Raw genomic sequence first — 17,754 nt, forward strand, 5'->3', positions numbered from 1 at the left:
CCTCTCCCCTCGGCTCCACCAGGGCGGTTTCCAAGCAATTCGGCGACAGCGATGAGGCGGTGCGCGCCCGCGCGTCAGTTCTCGCGGTAGAAGTTGCAGTACCAGTCGACGAAATGGCCGACGCCCTCTTCGACGGGGGTCGAGGGGGCGTAGTCGAGGGCGGTCAGGGTGTCGGCGACGTCGGCCTCGGTATTGGCCACGTCGCCGTCTTGCATGGGCATGAGGTTTAGTTTCGCCTTGCGACCCAGTTTTTCCTCCAGCACCTCGATGTAGCGCATCAGGGCGACCGGACGGCCGGCGCCCAGGTTGAGGATGCGCCAGGGGGCGACGCCGCTGGTGGCGGGGTTGGGGGCCTTGGCGTCCCAGGTCGGGTCGATCGCGGCGGGGCGGTCCAGCGCCGCGACCACGCCGGTGACGATGTCGTCGACATAGGTGAAGTCGCGCGACATCCTGCCTTCACCGTAAACGTCGATGGGCTCGTCCTTGAGGATGGCGCGGGTGAATTTGAACAGGGCCATGTCCGGGCGGCCCCACGGTCCATAGACGGTAAAGAAGCGCAGCCCCGTGGCCGGGAAACCGAACAGGTGGGCGTAGGAGTGGGCCATGGCCTCATTGGCCAGCTTGGTCGCCGCATAGACGGTCAGCGGATGGTCGGCGGGGTCGCGCACCGAAAACGGCAGAGCGGCGTTGGCGCCGAAGACCGAGCTGGTTGAGGCGAAGACGAGGTTGGTCGCCTTCACCGCGCGGCACCCCTCGAGGATGCTGAGGAAGCCGACGACGTTGGAATCCACATAGGTCTCGGGCGCTTCGAGGCTGTAGCGAACCCCGGCCTGGGCGGCGAGGTGGACGACGCGGCGCGGTTGGCGCTCGGCGAACAGGGCGGCGACGCCGGTGCGGTCGGCCAGGTCGAGCGTGTGGTGACGATAGGCGGGGTAGGCCTGAAGCTGGGCCAGACGGGCGTGCTTGAGCGCCGGGTCGTAATAGGCGTTGAGGTTGTCCAGACCGATGACCGTCTCGCCGCGCTCCAGCAACCGCCGGGCGGTGTGGAAGCCGATGAAGCCGGCGGAGCCGGTGACGAGAACGGGATCGTGGGACATGGGGCTGCGATAGACGGTTGGACGCGGTTTCGCCAGCGGGCGGCGTTTACGGCAGGGCCTCGGCCACGGCGGGGGTCGGCTCGGCGAAGCGGGCGGCGAGGCTGAAACCGCAGGCTAGAACCAGACAGGCGGCGGCGCCGATCAGCACGGGACGGACGGCGCCGACCGGCGGGCTGAGCGGACGCAGGAAGAGCAGGGCGAGCAGGCCGATCAGGGCCAGGGCGCCGGGCAGGTCCATGCCGATGCCGAGGAAGACGAAATGGCCCAGACCCATCAGCCAGGCGCCGCCGAGAACGCCTGCGACGGCGGACGGGATCAGGCCGGCGGGACGCGTCAGGCCGGGGCTGATCAGGGCCGCGAGGGCGGCGGCGATCGCGGCCAGCAGGGCGGGCCAGACGAACAGCAGGGCGGCTTCGGGCGCGGCGCCCTGGACGATGCAGCCAAATAGGAAGACGAGGGCGATGAGGCCCACCCAGCCGCCCCAGGTCGAGGTCGGCGCCTTGACCGGCCACAGCGACAGGGCGGCGGCGATGACGCCTGCGCCGAGCAGGACGGGGCTGAAGCCGCCGACCAGCAGGACCAGAGCGGTCAGGGCAGCGGTGATCCCGGCCACCGTGCGCGGTCGAGACCGGCGCGCTCCCGTCAGGAACAGCAGGGCCAGGGCTAGGATGGTCAGGACGGCGCCCGCCTCCATCCAGGGCAGGCGGCGCAGCAGGACGTAGTAGGTTTCGGATGAGGCGGCGCGGCTCGACATGGGCCCGGCCAGCAGACGCACCGCCTGGGCCAGCACCAGTCCGGCGGAGAGAAACCACAGGCCGTCCAGCAGGCCGCGACCGACCTGTCCGGCGCTCAGACCCGTCGCGCGACGCGCGCGCCAGGCGGCGAAACCGCCGAGCAGGGCGGTCAGGCCGAGCAGCACCCAGCCCGTCGCCGCCGAATGGCTGAGCATCAGGCGGCCGAAGACGTCGGCATAGACGGTGTTCGGCCCCTTGGCGGGTAGGGCGGGGGCGCGCAGCAGGGCGTCGGCGGCTTCCAGCGCTTGGGAGCCGAGGTGCTGCAATCCGCCCTTGTCGAGATTTTCGGGGGTGGCGTCGGCGGAATGATACTGGGCCGGACGGCCGATGAAGGCGAAGTTCAGCCCACCGACGCCCCGATCCTTGGGGATGGTGAAGTCGGTGCCGTTGGGCATCTGCTCGTACATGAAGACGGCCAGCGAGGTGGCGGTGGTCCCACCGTCGGCGCGCATGGCCGCGCGGCGGAACAGGTCGACGGTCGGGCCGGCCTCGCGTCCGGTCTCGAACATGGCGGCGCGGCCGCCGCCGCCGCGCGCCTCCAGATTGACCACGGCGCCGATGCGGTCGCGCAGTGGATGCCCGCCGAAGAAAATGCGGGCGCCGTCCAGGTTCAGCTCCTCCGCATCGGTCAGCAGAACCACCAGATCGCGTTCGATCGGCCCACGAGCCTTGATGGCGCGGACGGCCTCCAGAATGGCGCCGACCCCGGTGGAATCGTCAGCCGCGCCGGGCGACCCGACCACGGTGTCGTAGTGGGCCATCAGCATGACGGCGGGCTGGCTGCGGTCCTTGCCGGGCAAGACGCCGACCAGATTGATCGCCTGATTGTTCGCCGCGTCGGGATCGCCACCCGCCTTTTTCAGGCGCTGGATCGAACCGGGCGACAGCGGCCCGGTCTGTTCCTGCGGCGACAGTCCGAGTTGGGTCATGCGGGCGGTCAGATAGGTGCGGACCCGGGCGTGTTCGGTCGAGCCGACGGGATGCGGGGCGCGGGCGATCTGCTCGACGTCGGTCATGGCGCGCGCGGCCGAGAAGGCGGCGGCGGGGGCCTCGAGGGGACGGGGCTTGGGGACCTGGGTGGTCAGGACCGCCAGCGCGAAGGCGAGCGTCAGCGTTCCGAACAGCAGGGCCAGCCGCATGTGAAAGATCCTCCCCGATCCGGGAGGCAGTAGGGGGGCACAGCGCCCGGATGGCAAGAGGGCGGCGGCAGGTCTCCCCGCCGCCGCCCTCCGATGCCGTCGGCCGTGAAGGCTTAGAAGCGCTTCGACAGCTCCACGCCGTACATGCGCGGCTCGTTGACGAAGGCCGTCAGGTTGTTGAAGTCGATGGCGCCGATGACATTGGCCTCGTCCGTGATGTTGCGGACATAGGCGGCGGCTTCCAGGCCGCGGTTCAGGTCGCGCCAGCCCGCCCGCAGGCCGCCCTCGAACGCCGTGTCCTGCATGAACTCGACCGATTCATAGAGGAAGAGGTTGAAGTCCTTCTGCATGACCCAGTCGGTCGAGGCGAACAGCTCCTGGGCGTCGCCGATGGGGCGGACGTAGGAGAGGGTCAGGTTGGCTGTGTATTCGGGCGCCTGGGGGAAGGGGTTGCCGTCCACGTTGGCGCGGCGGGCCGTGCCGACCATGACGGTCGGATCGGTGACGGTGCAGTTGGCGCCGCAGACGGCGACCAGAAGGTTGCTGTCCTTGATCTCCGTGTGGTTCCAGGCGAAGCCGGCGGCCAGGCTGAAGCCCGCGCCGAGATAGACGTCGCCGTCCAGTTCCACGCCGTAGCCTTCGCCCTTGTCGGCGTTGATCAGACGGTTGGAGTTGTCGGCGCCGCCGATGGCGGTGAACTGCATGTCGCTGACTTCATACAGGTAGGCCGTTGCGTTCAGGCGCGCACGACCGTTCCACAGGCGCGACTTGAGGCCGGCCTCGTAGGACATGACGGTCTCGGAATCGGCGGTGGTCAGGACCGGCAGGTTGCGGCCCTGGATCGACGGACCGCGATAGCCCTTGGCCACGCGGGCGAAGAGGTTGAGGCTGTCGTTGACCTCATAGAGGGCGCTGACGTCCCAGCTGACCTGTTCGTCGCCGACCGAGACCTGACCCTGGGCGTTGGCCGGCGTGCCGATGACCACCCGACCCTGATAGTCGCGGCTGTCGTCGGTGTAGCGCACGCCGCCGGTCACCTTGAAGGCGTCGGTGACCTGATAGTTGGCCTGACCGAAGACGGACCACGAATCCGACTTCTGGGTGATGTCGGTCGCCTTGGTCGGGATCAGACCGCCCACGCCGTCGAAGGTGCCGGACACCAGGTTGATGCGCTCGTCCCAATAGAAGGCGCCGACCTGCCAAGCGAGGCGGTTGTCGCCGTTCGAGGACAGGCGCAGTTCATAGGTGTTCTGCTTCAGATCGCTGGACAGGGTGCCGCTTTCCGAACGGAAGGGGATGGCGCCGCTGTTGACGGGATCGTTCAGCACGCCGCCGTCGATGTCGCCGTCGCCCTGGCTGGAGCCCTGGTAGGCGCCGACCACGCCGGTCAGGGTGGCGGGACCGAAGTCGTAGGCCACCTGCAGCGACTGAGAGGTGGTCTGCTGCTTCTGGAAGTTGTTGCGGCCGCCGTCGTAATAGACCGTGTCGCGGTCGAAGCGGTCGTTCAGCTTGTTCGAGCCCTTGGTCAGGACGTTGGCGCGGTTCATCGTGCCGGTGCCCTCGTAGTCGCGGGCCTGCAGGGTCAGCAGGGTCGACAGGCGCTCGGTGGGGGTCCAGGCGACGTGGACGCGGCCGGCGATGTCGTCGAAGTTGCCGAGGTCCTTGCCGTCCGTCTTGGCGAAGGGCGCGTCATAGGCGTTGTTGACGTAGTCGTCGCGGTGGTTCCACAGGCCGGAGACGCGCATCGACAGGGTTTCGGTCAGCGGCATGGTCACGCCGCCCTCGGCGCGGCTGGAGCCGTAGTTGCCATAGGTCAGCGAGCCGAAACCGCTGAAGTCCTGGCCAGGCTTAGTGGTGTCGATCTTGATCACGCCGGCTGGGGTGTTACGGCCGAACAGGGTGCCCTGCGGGCCGCGCAGCACTTCAAGCTGCTTCACGTCGAACAGGGGGAAGCCCTTCAGATAGACGCTTTCCAGAACAATCTCGTCCATCACCACCGACACCGGCTGCGACGCGGTGAAGTCGAAGTCCACGTTGCCGAGGCCGCGGATGTAGAAGCGCGGGGCGTAGCGGCCGTTCGAGCTTTCGACCTGCAGGCTGGGGACGCGGCCCGACAGGCTAAGGATGTCGGCGCCGCCAGCCGAGATGGCGGTCAGGGTCTCGGGGCTCATCGCCGTGACGGCGAAGGGAACGTCGCGAATGTTCTCGCTGCGGCGCTGGGCGGTGACGACGATTTCGTCGACGCTGACCGCCTGCTCGGCGGCGTCAGCGGTCTGGGCCATGGCGGGCACGGCGACAAGCAGGGCCAGGCCGCTGGCGGTGGCGGCGAGGGCGGTAAGGCGAGGGGACATGGGGGAGGGTCCTCATTGAAACTGGCGAGGGCCTAGGTCCACGGCGCCGCTTTTTCCAGCCTCGACGAGGCTTGGCCGATGAAGCTTTCGCGACACGGACACGGTCGGCGAAAACTCGCGCAGGGAAGCCGGTTTGACGGCCGTCGTGCTATTGTGCGGCGCAATGTCTCATGCGAAACGGCGGGGCTGCGCCGCCTGTTTTCGGTGAGATGTCCCTGAACGCGCCGGGCGCGATACACAGGGACGCCCCATGACGATCACCCCTCTCCATCGCCGCCGTCTGTTCCAGCTGTTGACCGCCGCCGCCGTCACGCCCGGCCTGGCCGCCCTGGTCCCGGCGCCGGAGGCGGGCGTTCTGGGTCGGGTGCTGGCCATGTCTGACCTGCACTCCGCCTATGAGCGGACCGGCCAGCTGCTCGCAGCGCTGGAGGCGGAGATCACCGGGGTCGAGGCGCCGCATCTGATCGTGATCGACGGCGACATCTTCGAACACGGCAACGTCGTGTCGGTGCGTTCGGCAGGCGCGATCGACTGGGCATTCCTGGGCGAGTTGCCCAGGCTGGCGCCGACGGTGGTCAATCTGGGCAACCACGACAACGATCTGACACCGGACCTGCACGAGGTGGTGGCGCGGATGCGATCATTGGGCATCCTGGTGATCAGCAACATCGTCGACGCCCGAACGGGCCAGCCCTACGCCGAGTCCGCCGTGACCGTGCCGCTGGGACAGCGCTCGCTGCGCGTCGTGGGGGCGGGGACGAACGCGCTGAACACCTATCCCAAGGCCAGCCGCGACTGGCTGTCGATCCCAGAGCCCGGAGCCTGGGCGCAGGCGAACCTGAGCCGCCTTCTGGACGGCGCCGACCTGATGCTGGTGGTGAGCCATGCGGGGGTGGCCGGGGATCGCGACATCCTGCCCCTTTTGCCCGACGGCGCCCTGATGATCGGCGGGCACAACCATCTGCTGTTCCAGCATGAGCAGGGCCGCAGCGCCTACGCCCACACCGGTTCATGGAGCAACGCCTATACGACCGCGACCCTGTTCGACGACGGGCGGATCACCGTCGGGTCGACAGCGGTGGACCGCGCCGCCGCGCCGTCGCCGCGCCTGGCGGATCTGATCGAAACGACTCTGGCCGCCCATCTTACGGACGATGAGAAGCGGGTTCTGGGCGTCAGCCCGCGCGCCCTGACGCTGGGCGAGACCGGCCGGGCGGTCGCGGCCGTCATGGCCAAGGCGGCGGGCGTCGACGCCGGTTTCATCGGCCACACGACCATGGGCACCGGTTTGCCGGCAGGCCCGGTGACGCGCTACGCCTTCGACGCAGTGGTGCGGTTCGATGGCAAGCTGATGGTGACGGAGGTTTCGCCCGAGCGGCTGGCGGGCATCATGGCGCGCGCCAATCAGGACCGGCCCATGCCTCTGGCCGAGCGCAGCGGCGACTTCCTCTATGGTGCAGCGAACGATCCTTCCGACGACGCCGTGGTGCGTCTGGTCACGACCGACTGGTGCGCCCTGAACCAAGCCGAGTATTTCGGCGCGACCGACCTCGTCTTCAGCGAGGTTCCCGGGTTGCGGGTCAAGACGACCGCCGCCGCAGGCCTGCTAGGCGGCGCGACTTAGGGCCGATGGAGCCTTCACATAAAGCCCCTTGCGACCGGCGACGGGCCGGAAGGCGACGCTGTCGCTGTCAGGTCGTTCGTCGAGGCCGAGGAAGAGGCAGCCGTCGTCCACCAGCCGACGCTCCAGCCGGTCCAGCACCTGGGCGCGGCGCGCGGGCTCCAGATCGCTCAGCACGTGGCGGCAGAAGATGACGTCGAACTGGCGATCGTCGGCCGGCTCATCGAGCAGATTGGCGCGTTCGAACTTCACCGTGCTGCGCAGTTCCGGGCGGGCGCGCCACTGTTCGTCGGCCTGTTCAAACCAGCGCAGCATGCTGCGGGCCGACAGGCCCCGTTGAATCTCGAACGAGGTGTAAAGGCCGGCTTGAGCCTTCTCGATCGACTGGCGCGACAGGTCCGTGGCGACGATCTCGACGTCGGCGCTGTTCTCCAGCGCGGCGATGGCCAGGGAATAGGCCTCCTGTCCGGTCGATGCGCCGGCGGACCACAGACGGACCTTGCCGCCAGGACGGGCGGCGGTGAGGGCGGGCATCAGCTCACGGGCGAAGACGTCAAAGACTGCACGGTCGCGGCGGAACCAGGTCTCGCTGTTCAGCAGGGCCTCGATCACCGACCAGCCGAGCGAAGCGACCGGCTTGTTCCACAGGCTGGCCAGCATGGCTTCGACGTTGTGATAGCCCTCGCGGCGCGCCACGGGTCCCAGTCGGTGTTCGGCCAGGTGCATCCGATCCCGCGTCAGCCGGAAGCCGGCGCGGGTCGCCAGCAAGGTCTGAAGGCGATCGAAATCCTCCGGCGTCATGACGGTGACTGAACAGCTCCCACTTCGGCGAGTTTGGAATAGAGGATCTCGCCGTCGAAGGGCTTCATAACATAATCGTCGGCTCCTGCGGACAGGGCTTCTGCAATCCGGTCGGCGCGGGTCTCGATCGTGCAGAACAACACCTTGGGCGTCCGCCCGCCTGGCAACTCCCGTAGTCGTCGCAGGAAGGTCAGGCCGTCCATCACCGGCATCTGCCAATCCAGAAGCACCACATAGGGCATGGCGCCCATGCAGTAGGTCAGGGCCTCGACGCCGTCGGCCGCCTCATCCACTTCAAAGCCGAGAGCCTCGACGATGCGACGCGCGACCTTGCGGATGATCCGGCTGTCATCGACGATCAAACAGGTCTTGGGGTCCAACGGCTCTATCCGGTTGCGCGCGAAGCAGAAGCGCGCCTCGCATCATGATCGTTCCTGGGGGTTAACGGACGATGGGCGCCGTTGAAATCAGGCCCCGGTCCGGGCGATCAGACCGACCCGGCCCTCGTCGCTGGCGACATCCAGGCGCCCGCCCGTGTCGTTGACCGCCAGCCACAGCCAGTAGGGCTGGATCCATTGGCCGGCTAGACCTTCGGTTAGCCGTTCGCCTTTCAGGCCGATCAGGGCTTCGGGCTTGAGTCTGGCGCGAGCGCCTTCAGCCGACCCGATCAGCAGCAGGCGGTCGCCCTCCCGTCGCGCAGTGATGGTGGCGACCCCGCCCGTCGGAAGAGCGCTCAGGGTCATCCAGGCCAGGTTGATCAGGATGCGGGACTGGGCCTTAGTGAAGGACTCGCCGTCCGCAATGCGCCAGTCCAGGGTCGCGCGCCCGCCCTCAGACAGGCCGGCGACCAGACCGCGCAACTCGGCCGACGCGAACTGCTCGCTGGTCGTGGCGGCTCCGAAGGCGACGCGGGCGAAGTGGACGTGGGCCACCATCTTCTTCGCGCTCTGACGGATCAGGTTCATGGCGTCGTCGCGCATGTCCTGGGCGGTTGGATCCTCCAGCAGGTCCAGGCCTGACATAATGGCGCCCGCCGGGCTGATGAAATCGTGGCACAGCTTGCCTGCGATGAAGGCGGCCAGTTCGGCGCCGTCGATGGGCAGGTCGGCAGCGGCGAGTTCAGCCGAGGGCGAGGAAGGGTCAGGGAAGGTCATCGTTCGGGCGGTCTGCTGGCGGGAATGGTCAAGGCTGACCTGATTTGCCGGTTCATGAAACCGCGCGCTTGGGCTATCGAAGCGATGACATGACGCACGCCCTCGAGATCGACCTCGCCTCCGGCGCCCTCGCCGAAATCATCGCCGACATCGCCGAGGAGGCTGCGCGTCTCATCCTGCCCTACTGGCGCAGCAACACCGCTGTTGAAACGAAGGCCGACGCCAGCCCGGTGACCGAGGCCGACCGCGCCGCCGAGGCTCTGATCCTCAAGCGGCTGCGAGAGCATTGGCCCGAGGTCGAGGCGGTGGCGGAAGAGGCTGCGGCCGCGGACGGCGTGCCGGCTGCGGTCGGGGACTGGTTCTGGCTGATCGACCCGCTGGACGGGACCCGGGGCTTTGTCCAGGGGCGGGAGAGCTTCACCGTGAATATCGCGTTGATCCACGGCGTCGCGCCAGTGGCCGGCGTGGTGACGGCCCCGGCCCTAGGCGTCACCTGGGCGTCGACGGCCCCCGGCAAGGGCGCCGTCAGACGGGCGCTTGGAGAAGCCTGGCGATCCATCCAGGTTCGCGATCGCCCCGAGGACGGGATCGCCCTCGTTAGCCACAGCATCAGCGACGAAGAGGCGCAGCGCCTGGCCGCCCGTCAGGGGTGCAACCGGTGGCAAGGCACGGACTCGTCGCTCAAATTCTGCATGATCGCCGAGGGGCGCTTCGACGCCTACCCTCGCCTTGGCCCGACGAACGAGTGGGATACGGCGGCGGGGCAGGCGGTGCTGGAGGCCGCAGGCGGGCGGGTGTTGGGCGCCGATGGCTTGCGGTTGGCCTATCGCAAGCCCGGCTTCCTAAACGGCGCCTTTACGGCGCTGGGCGGCTGAGGCTGTCCTCAGGCGGCGGCTGAACCGACGCGCGCCATCTCGATCTGGGCCGACAGACCGGGCGGCAGGTCGCGTTCCGGCACGACGGCGAGGGCTTCCATCCGTTCCGGATTGACCGCGCTGACCATGACGCTGGCGATGGCCGGGTCTGTCAGGGTGAAGGCCAGGCAGATGGATTCCGCGTTCCAGTTCGGAGTCTGATGCAGGAAAGCGAACGATCCCGCATTGGCCAGGCCCGGATCGGTGTTCTTGGCACCAAAGCCGAAGAGACCCTTCTTCCTGGGCGCTGTTCCCGCGCCAGCGGCCTTGCGCTCGGTGGACAGGCTTTCCGGGAAGTAGTCGTAGGTGAAGATGGCCATGTCGCGCTCGCGCGCGGCCCGCATCCGTGACCGGATGCGCCACTCCACATTGGCGTGGAAGGGCGTGTAGAGGACGTCGAACGCTCCCGTCGACACGTAGACGTCCATGACCGGCGCGTCGCCGGACACGCCGAGCAGCCGGACGTGGCCGGCCTTGCGCTGAGCCTTGAGCACGATCAGCGAGGCCTGGGGCAGTTCGTCGTCGGCGGGTTCGTCCAGCACGGCGACGTCGAACCAGCCCAACCCCGAAGCGTGCAGCGCCTGGTCGATGGACCCGCTCAGGCCCTCGGCCGAAAAGTCGCGAAATCCCTTTCTGCGTCCGTCGCCGACGCCGAGGGTCAGGCCGACGCAGACCAGTCGCCGCTCGACGTGGCCCAGGGCCTCGCCGACGATTTCGGCCAAAACGGGGTCGGCGTTCTCGAGGTGGTAGCTGTTCACCCCGGCTTCGAGCGCGGTGAAGATCAGTTCGCTGACGGCGGCGCGGCCGCGCCCGAGCGCCTCGGTTCCCAGGCAGAGGGTGAGGTTCGAGACCGCCGCGCCGGATGTGCCGAACGGACGATAGCGCACGGTCAGCCCGCCTCGACGGGAGCCGAGGTCTCCAGCGCCAGGGCGTGAAGCTCACCGCCCATCTGCCCCTTCAGCGCGCCGTAAACCAGCTGATGCTGTCGCACGCGCGGCAGCCCCCTGAAGGCGGTCGAAACGATCCGTGCGCGATAGTGGTCGCCGTCGCCGGCCAGATCCTCGATGGCGATGTCCGCATCGGGGAAGGCCTCCACCAGATGGGCGCGCAGGACGTCGGCGGACATAGGCATGGGGAACTCTCGAAGAAACGCTCGGGGACTGTGAACTGTAAATCTTAATGAGGGCTGCGGTCGCTGTCAGCCCGCCTGCGCTCGGGGCCGTTGATACAGGGTGACGAGGGAGCCCTTGTAGTCGGCTTCGGCGTAGGGGTTATAGCCGACGCGCCCGGCCAACCTGACGGAGGGCGTGTTGTCAGGCGAGATCATGCAGACGGTGCGCCCTTCCGGCCTGTGGGCGTCGGCCCAGGCCAGGGCGGCCTGCAAAGCCTCGAGCGCCAGGCCCTGACCCTGGAAGGCAGGGGCGACGCCCCAGCCCAGTTCCGGGGCGTCGAAGGCCGGCGTCATCTCGCGGCGATAGTCCAGCACCCCGACGCTGCCGACATAGGCGCCCGTGTTGATCTCGCGGATCGACCAGTTGCCATAGCCCTTGGCCTGCCAGTGACCGAGATCGCGCAGCAGACGGAACCAGACCTCCTCCTCAGACAGACCGCGTCCCATGATATGGTGGGTGAAGTCGGCGTCGGCCCACAGGGCGATCAGGTCGTCCAGGTCGCTGACCGCGACGGGCGTCAGGGTCAGGCGGGCGGTGGTCAGAACAGTCACATCAAACCCAGTTGCTTGAAGCTGGCCACGCCTTCGCGGCCGACGATGAGGTGGTCGTGAACCTGAAGGCTGAGCGAGCGCGCGGCCTCGATCACCTGCCTAGTCATGTCGATGTCGGCGCGGCTGGGGGTCGGGTCGCCCGACGGGTGATTGTGGACGATGATCATGGCGCTGGCCGACAGCTCCAGCGCGCGACGTACTACCTCGCGCGGATAGACCGGGGCGTGATCGACGGTGCCCCGGTTCTGGATCTCGTCGAGGATCAGCTGGTTCTTCTTGTCGAGATAGAGGACGCGGAACTGCTCGCGCGGTTCGTGCTGGAGGCTGAGCCGGACGTAGGCCAGCAGGGCGGTCCAGGAGGAGATGACGGTGCGCTTGTTGGCCTCCTCCTTGGCCACACGACGCGAGACCTCGTGCAGGGCGGCCAGGTCCAGGGCGGTCTCGGCGCCGACCCCCTTGGAACGACCACGGGAATCCTCGGACCGGACCGTCATCAGGTCCTCGACCGAGGCGGCCAGGACGGCGGCCAGCGAGCCGAACCGGGTCAGCAGGGCCTTGGCGATCGGCTTGACGTCGCCCTGCGGCTGATTGCGGAACAGAAACAGCTCCAGCAGTTCGTAGTCAGGCAGGTGATGGAGGCCGGCCGTTCGCGCACGTTCGCGCAGCCGCTCGCGATGACCGGCGTGGTGCGGTTTGGCCTTCGGCGTTTCCGGCGGTTGATCGAGCATCAGCCTCCCCCGAGAGGGAGACTAGCTCAGAATTTCGGGCGGAACAGGCCCTTCGGCGAGGCCGAGAAGATTTCCAGTCCGTCCTCGGTCACCCCGATGGTGTGCTCGCATTGGGACGACAGCGACTTGTCGCGGGTCACGGCGGTCCAGCCGTCGGACAGGACCTTCACCGCCGGCTTGCCCAGGTTCACCATCGGTTCGACGGTGAAGAACATCCCCGGCTTCAGCACGGCCCCCTCGCCGCGCCGGCCGTAGTGCAGGACATTGGGGCTGTCGTGGAAGACGCGGCCGATGCCGTGGCCGCAGAAGTCGCGGACCACGCTCATGCGCTGGGCTTCCACGAACTTCTGGATGGCGTAGCCGATGTCGCCGAAGGTGTTGCCCGGCTTGACCTGGGCCAGGCCCAGTTCAAGCGAGTCATAGGTGACCTCGATCAGCTTCCTGGCGCGAGCATTGACTTCGCCGACCGGATACATCCGGCTTGAGTCGCCGTGCCAGCCGTCGACGATGACCGTGTGGTCGATGTTGACGATGTCGCCTTCCTTCAGGACCTTGTCGCCGGGAATGCCGTGACAGACGACGTGGTTGATCGAGGTGCAGACGGTCTTGGTGTAGCCCTTGTAGCCGAGGCAGGCGGGGATGCCGCCGCGGGCCAGGGTGAATTCGCGCACGAGGTCGTCGAGCTCGCCGGTGGTGACGCCGGGCTTCACGTGCTCGCCGATCATGTCCAGCGCCTCGGCCACCAGACGGCCGGCCTTGCGCATGCCCTCGAAGGCGGCCGCGTCGTGGATGCGGATCTCGTGGCTGCGGACGAAGGCGTCGTTATCCAGGTCGGGGGTCTCGTACATGATCTGCTTTCGGGCGCGCCGCTGGAGAAAGGGGGGCGGCAGGGCTGCTTCTTGGGGGTCAGATGGCGAGACTAGCACAAAACCTCAACCCCGTCAGGCGGCGCCGATGACGCGGGGTAAGGCGGCGCCTATCTGGGGAGGATGACCGATCACCCCGCCCCCACCGCCGCCGTCCTGATCATCGGGGACGAGATCCTGTCCGGCCGGACCCAGGACGTGAACCTGAACGCCATCGCCCGGTTTCTGGCGCCGCTGGGGATCGACCTGATGGAGGCGCGCACGGTCGGTGACCGGCAGGATCAGATCGTGGCGGCGCTGAACGCCCTGCGGAGCGCCCATGACCATGTCTTCACCACCGGGGGCATAGGCCCTACCCACGACGACATCACCGCCGACGCCGTGGGGGCGGCCTTCGGCGTGGCGGTGAGCGAACACCCGGAAGCCCTGGCTATCCTGGAGCGGCGCTACGGGCCGGGCGAGTTCACCGCGGCGCGGCGGCGCATGGCCCGCATCCCCGAGGGAGGAAGCCTGATCGCCAACCCGGTGACCGACGCGCCGGGCTTCCAGATCGGCAATGTCTTCGTCATGGCGGGCGTGCCCAGGATCATGGAGGCCATGCTGCAGGACGTGGCCCCGCGGCTGGCCGCCGGGACAGTGGTCCATAGCCGCGCCATCCGCGTCGTGGGGGTGGGCGAAAGCGCCATCGCGGACGTCCTGAGAGCCGCCGCCGAGGGGCGGCCCGACCTGTCCTTCGGCTCCTATCCCTTTGGCTTCGGCGGCGACCAAACGGTGGGAACCCAGCTGGTGATTCGTGGCCGTGACGGCCGGAAAGTTGACGCGGCGGAACATGATCTTTCTCAAGAACTGCGTTCTTTGGGCATTGATATTGCCGTAACGTAACCTCACCAAGGTGTGAAATTGTGCGACTTCGCCGCCACGGTTTCGCCGATTTGCGGTCCGACAGGGGCCTTGGGCGCAACGCTTTCACGACATAGGCGCTGTGGCTGCTAGCGTCGCCTCCCTCCCCGAACAACGACCCGTCGCATCAGTAAGGACGGGCGGTCCCACATAGGTGAAACAGTATGACTCCCAGGAACATGGTTCGCATCAGCGGCCTCGCGGTCCTTATGGCCTCCGTGGCCGCGCCGGCGTTTGCCGGATCCTTCTATCTGCAGGAACAGTCGGTGCGCGGCGCCGGTCGCGCCTTCTCGGGTGAAGCCGCCGACCGCGGCACGGGCTCGATGTGGTGGAACCCCGCCGCCATCGCCCGCAGCGGCCGCGAGCTGTCGTTCGGCATGCACGCCATCCGCATCGGCTCCGAGGTGAAGAACAACGGCTCCTACGTCACCTATCCGGGCGGCGCCAATGTGCCGGTGGTCAACCCGCGCAACACCGAAGTCGATCCGATCGAAAGCGGCCTGGTGCCGAACTTCGCCTTCTCCACTCCGATCGGCGACCGCTTCGCCGTCGGCGTTTCGGTGGCCGCCCCCTATAATTTCACCACGAAGTACGAGCCGGGTTCGTTCGCCCGCTACGACGCCCTGACCTCGGAGCTTCGCTCGGGCGACGCCAGCCTGACCGTGGCCTATCAGGTCAACGACTGGCTGGACGTCGGCGCCGGCGTGAACGCCCAGTACGTCAAGGCCAAGCTGACCTCGGCCATGCCGTCGGTCTCGCCCCTTCTGCCCGACGGCTCGTCCTCGCTGGAAGGCGACGGCTGGGACTTCGGCTGGAACGTCGGCGCCCAGGTGCACAAGGGCCCGTGGGACTTCGGCCTGTCCTATCGCTCGGCCATCGAGCATGAACTGGACGGCGACGTGAACATCGTCCTGACCGGCCCCCTGGCGCCCAACAGCGTCTCGACCGGCGGCATGGCCAGCTTCAACACCCCGTGGTTCGCCTCGGCCTCGGTCCGTTACGCCGTCAACGACAAGCTGACCCTGAACGCCCAGGTCAACCGCATCGGCTGGTCCGAGTTCGACGCCATCAACGTCGAGTACCCGAACGGCGGCGACTCGATCCATCAGGACTACAAGGACGTCACCACGGGCGCGATCGGCCTGGACTACGCCTTCAGCGACAAGACCACCCTGCGCGCCGGCGTCGGCTATGATCCGACCCCGACCCGCGACAGCCTGCGCACGGCCCGTATCCCGGACGCTGACCGCTGGCTGTTCTCGGTCGGCGGTTCGACCGAGGTGACCGAGGGCGTGACCTTCGACGCCGGCCTGACCTACATCGCCTTCAGCGACTCGGAGATCTACGACGACCGCACCTTCTATGCGGGCACGCCGGCGGCGGTGACCTCGCATCTGCGCGGGACGGCCGAGGGTTCGGCCCTGGTCGCCTCGCTGGGAGCGCGCTGGGCCTTCTGATCCGGCGACATCGCGAACCGGAATGCGGCGGCTCTCTTGCGGGGGCCGCCGTTTTTCATGAGCGGGATTGCACGGCGCCGCGAAAAAAACAGTGCAATTGGTGCAAGGGACGCCGACGGGAAGGTCGGCCCGGGCGGGGGCCAGAGGTGAGGTCGCGCGGCGAAAGCTGCGAAGCGGGGCGTCTGGGCGGTCATGCATGCAGTCTAGGCGCGGGTTGAACCTCGGCGCGCAAAATGGATGAAAGCGGGGCTAGGGCGTTGTTTTCACAGAAGGTGGACTGCGAGGTCTGGAGCGGATGGCGCTCGAGAAATCTTCTCCCATCGGGAGAGGGTGGACGGGGACGGTGAAATTGAAAACGCCGGGCTCTCGAGGAGAGCCCGGCGTTTCAGTCCGGTCGCTGAGCGATGGATCAGCCCTGCGAGCCGTAGCCCTTGCCGCCGTTCGACGGGCGGCGACGGGGGCGGCGCTTCATTTCGCCGACCGGCTTGGGCTCGGCCGAGGGATTGGCGCGCGGCGACGACTTGGGACGCTCGGCCGCCATCGGGTCGTAGACCGCGGCCGGACGTTCGGCGTGGTGGGTGCGGTCACGGTTGGCGCCGCCCTTGCGCTGACGGTGCGGCTGACCGCCGCCCTCCGGCTTGACGCCGTCGCGACGCGGGTTGCGGGCGCGGCCTTCGCCGCCCTCGCCGCCACGTCCGCCGCGACCGCCACGGCCTTCACGTTCGGGCAGGGTGGCCTTCTGCTTGACGCCGGCCGCCATGATCGAGGCGTCCAACTGGGCCAAGGCCTTGTCGTTGCGGCGATCGACGGCCGGGATCTTCTGGCGCGTGACCTTCTCGATGTCCTTGAGCAGCTTCATCTCGTCGCCGGCGACGAAGCTGATGGCCGTGCCGTCGGCGCCCGCGCGGGCCGTACGGCCGATGCGGTGGACGTAGGCTTCCGGCACATAGGGCAGCTCGAAGTTCACCACGTGGGTGACCTTGTCCACGTCGATGCCGCGGGCGGCGATGTCGGTGGCGACCAGAACGCGCAGCTTGCCCTGCTTGAAGGCTTCCAGGGCGCGTTCGCGTTGCGACTGGCTCTTGTTGCCGTGGATGGCGCCGGCTTCGACGCCGCCGGCCTCCAGGTAGGCCGCGACCTTGTCAGCGCCGTGCTTGGTCTTGGTGAAGACCAGGCAGCGCGTATAGGCGGGATCGGAGAAGAGTTCGGTCAGCAGGGCGCGCTTGCGGCCCTGTTCAATGTGGATGACCGACTGCTTGATGCGCTCGACCGTGGTCGACTGCGGCGTGACCTGGACCTTGACCGGGTCCTTCAGCAACTCGCCGGCCAGCTTGCCGATCTCCGACGGCATGGTGGCCGAGAAGAAGAGGTTCTGACGTTTGGCGGGGATGCGGCTGACGATCTGACGGATGGGCTTGATGAAGCCCAGGTCCAGCATCTGGTCGGCTTCGTCGAGGACGAAGATTTCCGTCGACGACAGGTCCAGCGTCTTCTGTTGCAGGTGGTCCAGCAGGCGGCCGGGCGCGGCGACCAGGACGTCGAGGCCCTGTTGCAGGGCGCGTTCCTGCGGGCCGTATTTCACGCCGCCGAAGATGACGGCGACTCGGAAGCCCAGATGGGCGCCGTACTGCTTGAAGCTGTCGGCGATCTGGGTGGCCAGTTCGCGGGTCGGCGACAGGATCAGGGCGCGCGTGGTGCGCGGCTGGGGCGCGATGCGGTTCTCGGCCAGGCGATGCAGGATCGGCAGGGCGAAGGCCGCGGTCTTGCCGGTGCCGGTCTGGGCGATGCCCAGCAGGTCCTTGCCCGCCATGACGTCGGGGATGGCCTTGGCCTGGATCGGCGTCGGCTTTTCGTAGCCGGTCGAAGCCAGCGCCTGGAGAAGGGCCTTGTTCAGGCCCATGGATTCAAAAGTGGTGTTGCTCACGTAGCGTCTTTCGCTTGCGGCGAAGCGTGTCCCCGCGTGCGTCGCGTCGAGAAGGCGGATGCCTTCTGACCGCACGCAACAACAAAGAGACGCACCGCCAGTCCCGATAGAGCTTCGGAATGAAGCCGTCGGGGTGGATCGGGGCGCCGCCCCGCGTGTCCGGACGACGTAATGACTCTGAGGTCTTGCCGGCTGCGTCTGCAATCAGGTCTTCGGGGAGGAAGACCCACACGCGTTGCAGGAAGCCGGCCATCGCATGATGCGATGCAGCGCAGATGGGCCTCA

16 protein-coding genes are annotated in these 17,754 nt (G+C 67.8%); 4 read left to right on the forward strand and 12 right to left on the reverse strand.

The features are described 5' to 3' along the window. Positions 1-74: 74 nt before the first annotated feature. The 3 genes from B4A39_RS16180 to B4A39_RS16190 all read right to left on the reverse strand — a co-directional run bounded on the left by B4A39_RS16180 (position 75) and on the right by B4A39_RS16190 (position 5,381). The gene (locus B4A39_RS16180; protein ID WP_292037854.1) at positions 75-1,097 is read right to left on the reverse strand and encodes an NAD-dependent epimerase/dehydratase family protein; all 1,023 of its coding nucleotides are present in this window, start codon (positions 1,095-1,097) and stop codon (positions 75-77) included. Positions 1,098-1,143: 46 nt separating this feature from the next. Next, entirely contained in the window at positions 1,144-3,030 is a 1,887-nt protein-coding gene (locus B4A39_RS16185) for a M28 family peptidase (RefSeq protein WP_292037862.1), read from the reverse strand. 113 nt (positions 3,031-3,143) lie between these two features. Next, entirely contained in the window at positions 3,144-5,381 is a 2,238-nt protein-coding gene (locus B4A39_RS16190) for a TonB-dependent receptor (RefSeq protein ID WP_292037865.1), read from the reverse strand. A gap of 250 nt (positions 5,382-5,631) precedes the next feature. Between B4A39_RS16190 and B4A39_RS16195 the strand changes: the two genes are divergently transcribed. Beyond that, positions 5,632-7,005 (forward strand): metallophosphoesterase, encoded by a 1,374-nt coding sequence (locus tag B4A39_RS16195; RefSeq protein WP_292037869.1) that lies wholly within the window; start codon positions 5,632-5,634, stop codon positions 7,003-7,005. Here B4A39_RS16195 and B4A39_RS16200 read toward each other — a convergent pair. The 3 genes from B4A39_RS16200 to chpT form a co-directional block, all read right to left on the reverse strand. Next, positions 6,988-7,803 carry a CheR family methyltransferase gene (locus tag B4A39_RS16200; RefSeq protein WP_292037877.1) on the reverse strand — a complete coding sequence of 272 codons (816 nt, stop codon included), beginning with the start codon at positions 7,801-7,803 and terminating at the stop codon, positions 6,988-6,990. The genes B4A39_RS16195 and B4A39_RS16200 overlap by 18 nt on opposite strands. Further along, the gene (locus tag B4A39_RS16205; protein WP_292037885.1) at positions 7,800-8,183 is read right to left on the reverse strand and encodes a response regulator; all 384 of its coding nucleotides are present in this window, start codon (positions 8,181-8,183) and stop codon (positions 7,800-7,802) included. Before B4A39_RS16205 ends, B4A39_RS16200 begins: the two co-directional genes overlap by 4 nt. A gap of 87 nt (positions 8,184-8,270) precedes the next feature. After that, positions 8,271-8,957, reverse strand: coding sequence for a histidine phosphotransferase ChpT (chpT, locus tag B4A39_RS16210; RefSeq protein ID WP_292037892.1), 687 nt, complete (start codon positions 8,955-8,957; stop codon positions 8,271-8,273). Positions 8,958-9,046: 89 nt separating this feature from the next. On the opposite strand from chpT, the gene cysQ reads away from it, so the two are divergent. Continuing rightward, positions 9,047-9,832 (forward strand): 3'(2'),5'-bisphosphate nucleotidase CysQ, encoded by a 786-nt coding sequence (gene cysQ, locus B4A39_RS16215; RefSeq protein ID WP_292037895.1) that lies wholly within the window; start codon positions 9,047-9,049, stop codon positions 9,830-9,832. 8 nt (positions 9,833-9,840) lie between these two features. Here cysQ and B4A39_RS16220 read toward each other — a convergent pair whose 3' ends face one another. The 5 genes from B4A39_RS16220 to map form a co-directional block, all read right to left on the reverse strand. Then, complete coding sequence (locus B4A39_RS16220; RefSeq protein WP_292037898.1) at positions 9,841-10,758, reverse strand: oxidoreductase; 918 nt, start codon at positions 10,756-10,758, stop codon at positions 9,841-9,843. A 2-nt stretch (positions 10,759-10,760) separates the two neighbouring features. Then, the gene (locus B4A39_RS16225; RefSeq protein WP_292037903.1) at positions 10,761-11,003 is read right to left on the reverse strand and encodes a BolA family transcriptional regulator; all 243 of its coding nucleotides are present in this window, start codon (positions 11,001-11,003) and stop codon (positions 10,761-10,763) included. Between the two features lie 66 nt (positions 11,004-11,069). Then, a complete protein-coding gene (locus tag B4A39_RS16230) occupies positions 11,070-11,594 on the reverse strand; it encodes a GNAT family N-acetyltransferase (RefSeq protein WP_292037909.1) in 525 nt (174 codons plus the stop codon). Next, positions 11,591-12,322: a RadC family protein gene (radC, locus tag B4A39_RS16235; RefSeq protein ID WP_292037916.1), complete on the reverse strand. Its 732-nt coding sequence runs from the start codon at positions 12,320-12,322 to the stop codon at positions 11,591-11,593. Before radC ends, B4A39_RS16230 begins: the two co-directional genes overlap by 4 nt. A gap of 26 nt (positions 12,323-12,348) precedes the next feature. Then, positions 12,349-13,170, reverse strand: coding sequence for a type I methionyl aminopeptidase (gene map, locus B4A39_RS16240; RefSeq protein WP_292037922.1), 822 nt, complete (start codon positions 13,168-13,170; stop codon positions 12,349-12,351). Between the two features lie 141 nt (positions 13,171-13,311). Here map and B4A39_RS16245 point away from each other — a divergent pair, with 141 nt between their 5' ends. Both B4A39_RS16245 and B4A39_RS16250 read left to right on the forward strand, forming a co-directional pair. Beyond that, the gene (locus B4A39_RS16245; protein ID WP_292037927.1) at positions 13,312-14,070 is read left to right on the forward strand and encodes a competence/damage-inducible protein A; all 759 of its coding nucleotides are present in this window, start codon (positions 13,312-13,314) and stop codon (positions 14,068-14,070) included. 197 nt (positions 14,071-14,267) lie between these two features. Continuing rightward, on the forward strand, positions 14,268-15,545 hold the full coding sequence (locus B4A39_RS16250; RefSeq protein ID WP_292037930.1) for an OmpP1/FadL family transporter: 1,278 nt from the start codon (positions 14,268-14,270) through the stop codon (positions 15,543-15,545). A gap of 409 nt (positions 15,546-15,954) precedes the next feature. Here B4A39_RS16250 and B4A39_RS16255 read toward each other — a convergent pair whose 3' ends face one another. Beyond that, positions 15,955-17,445, reverse strand: a complete 1,491-nt coding sequence (locus tag B4A39_RS16255; protein WP_292038103.1) for a DEAD/DEAH box helicase — start codon at positions 17,443-17,445, stop codon at positions 15,955-15,957. Positions 17,446-17,754: the final 309 nt, after the last annotated feature.

Source organism: Brevundimonas sp. UBA4553, from assembly GCF_002387245.1.
Lineage (GTDB): Bacteria > Pseudomonadota > Alphaproteobacteria > Caulobacterales > Caulobacteraceae > Brevundimonas.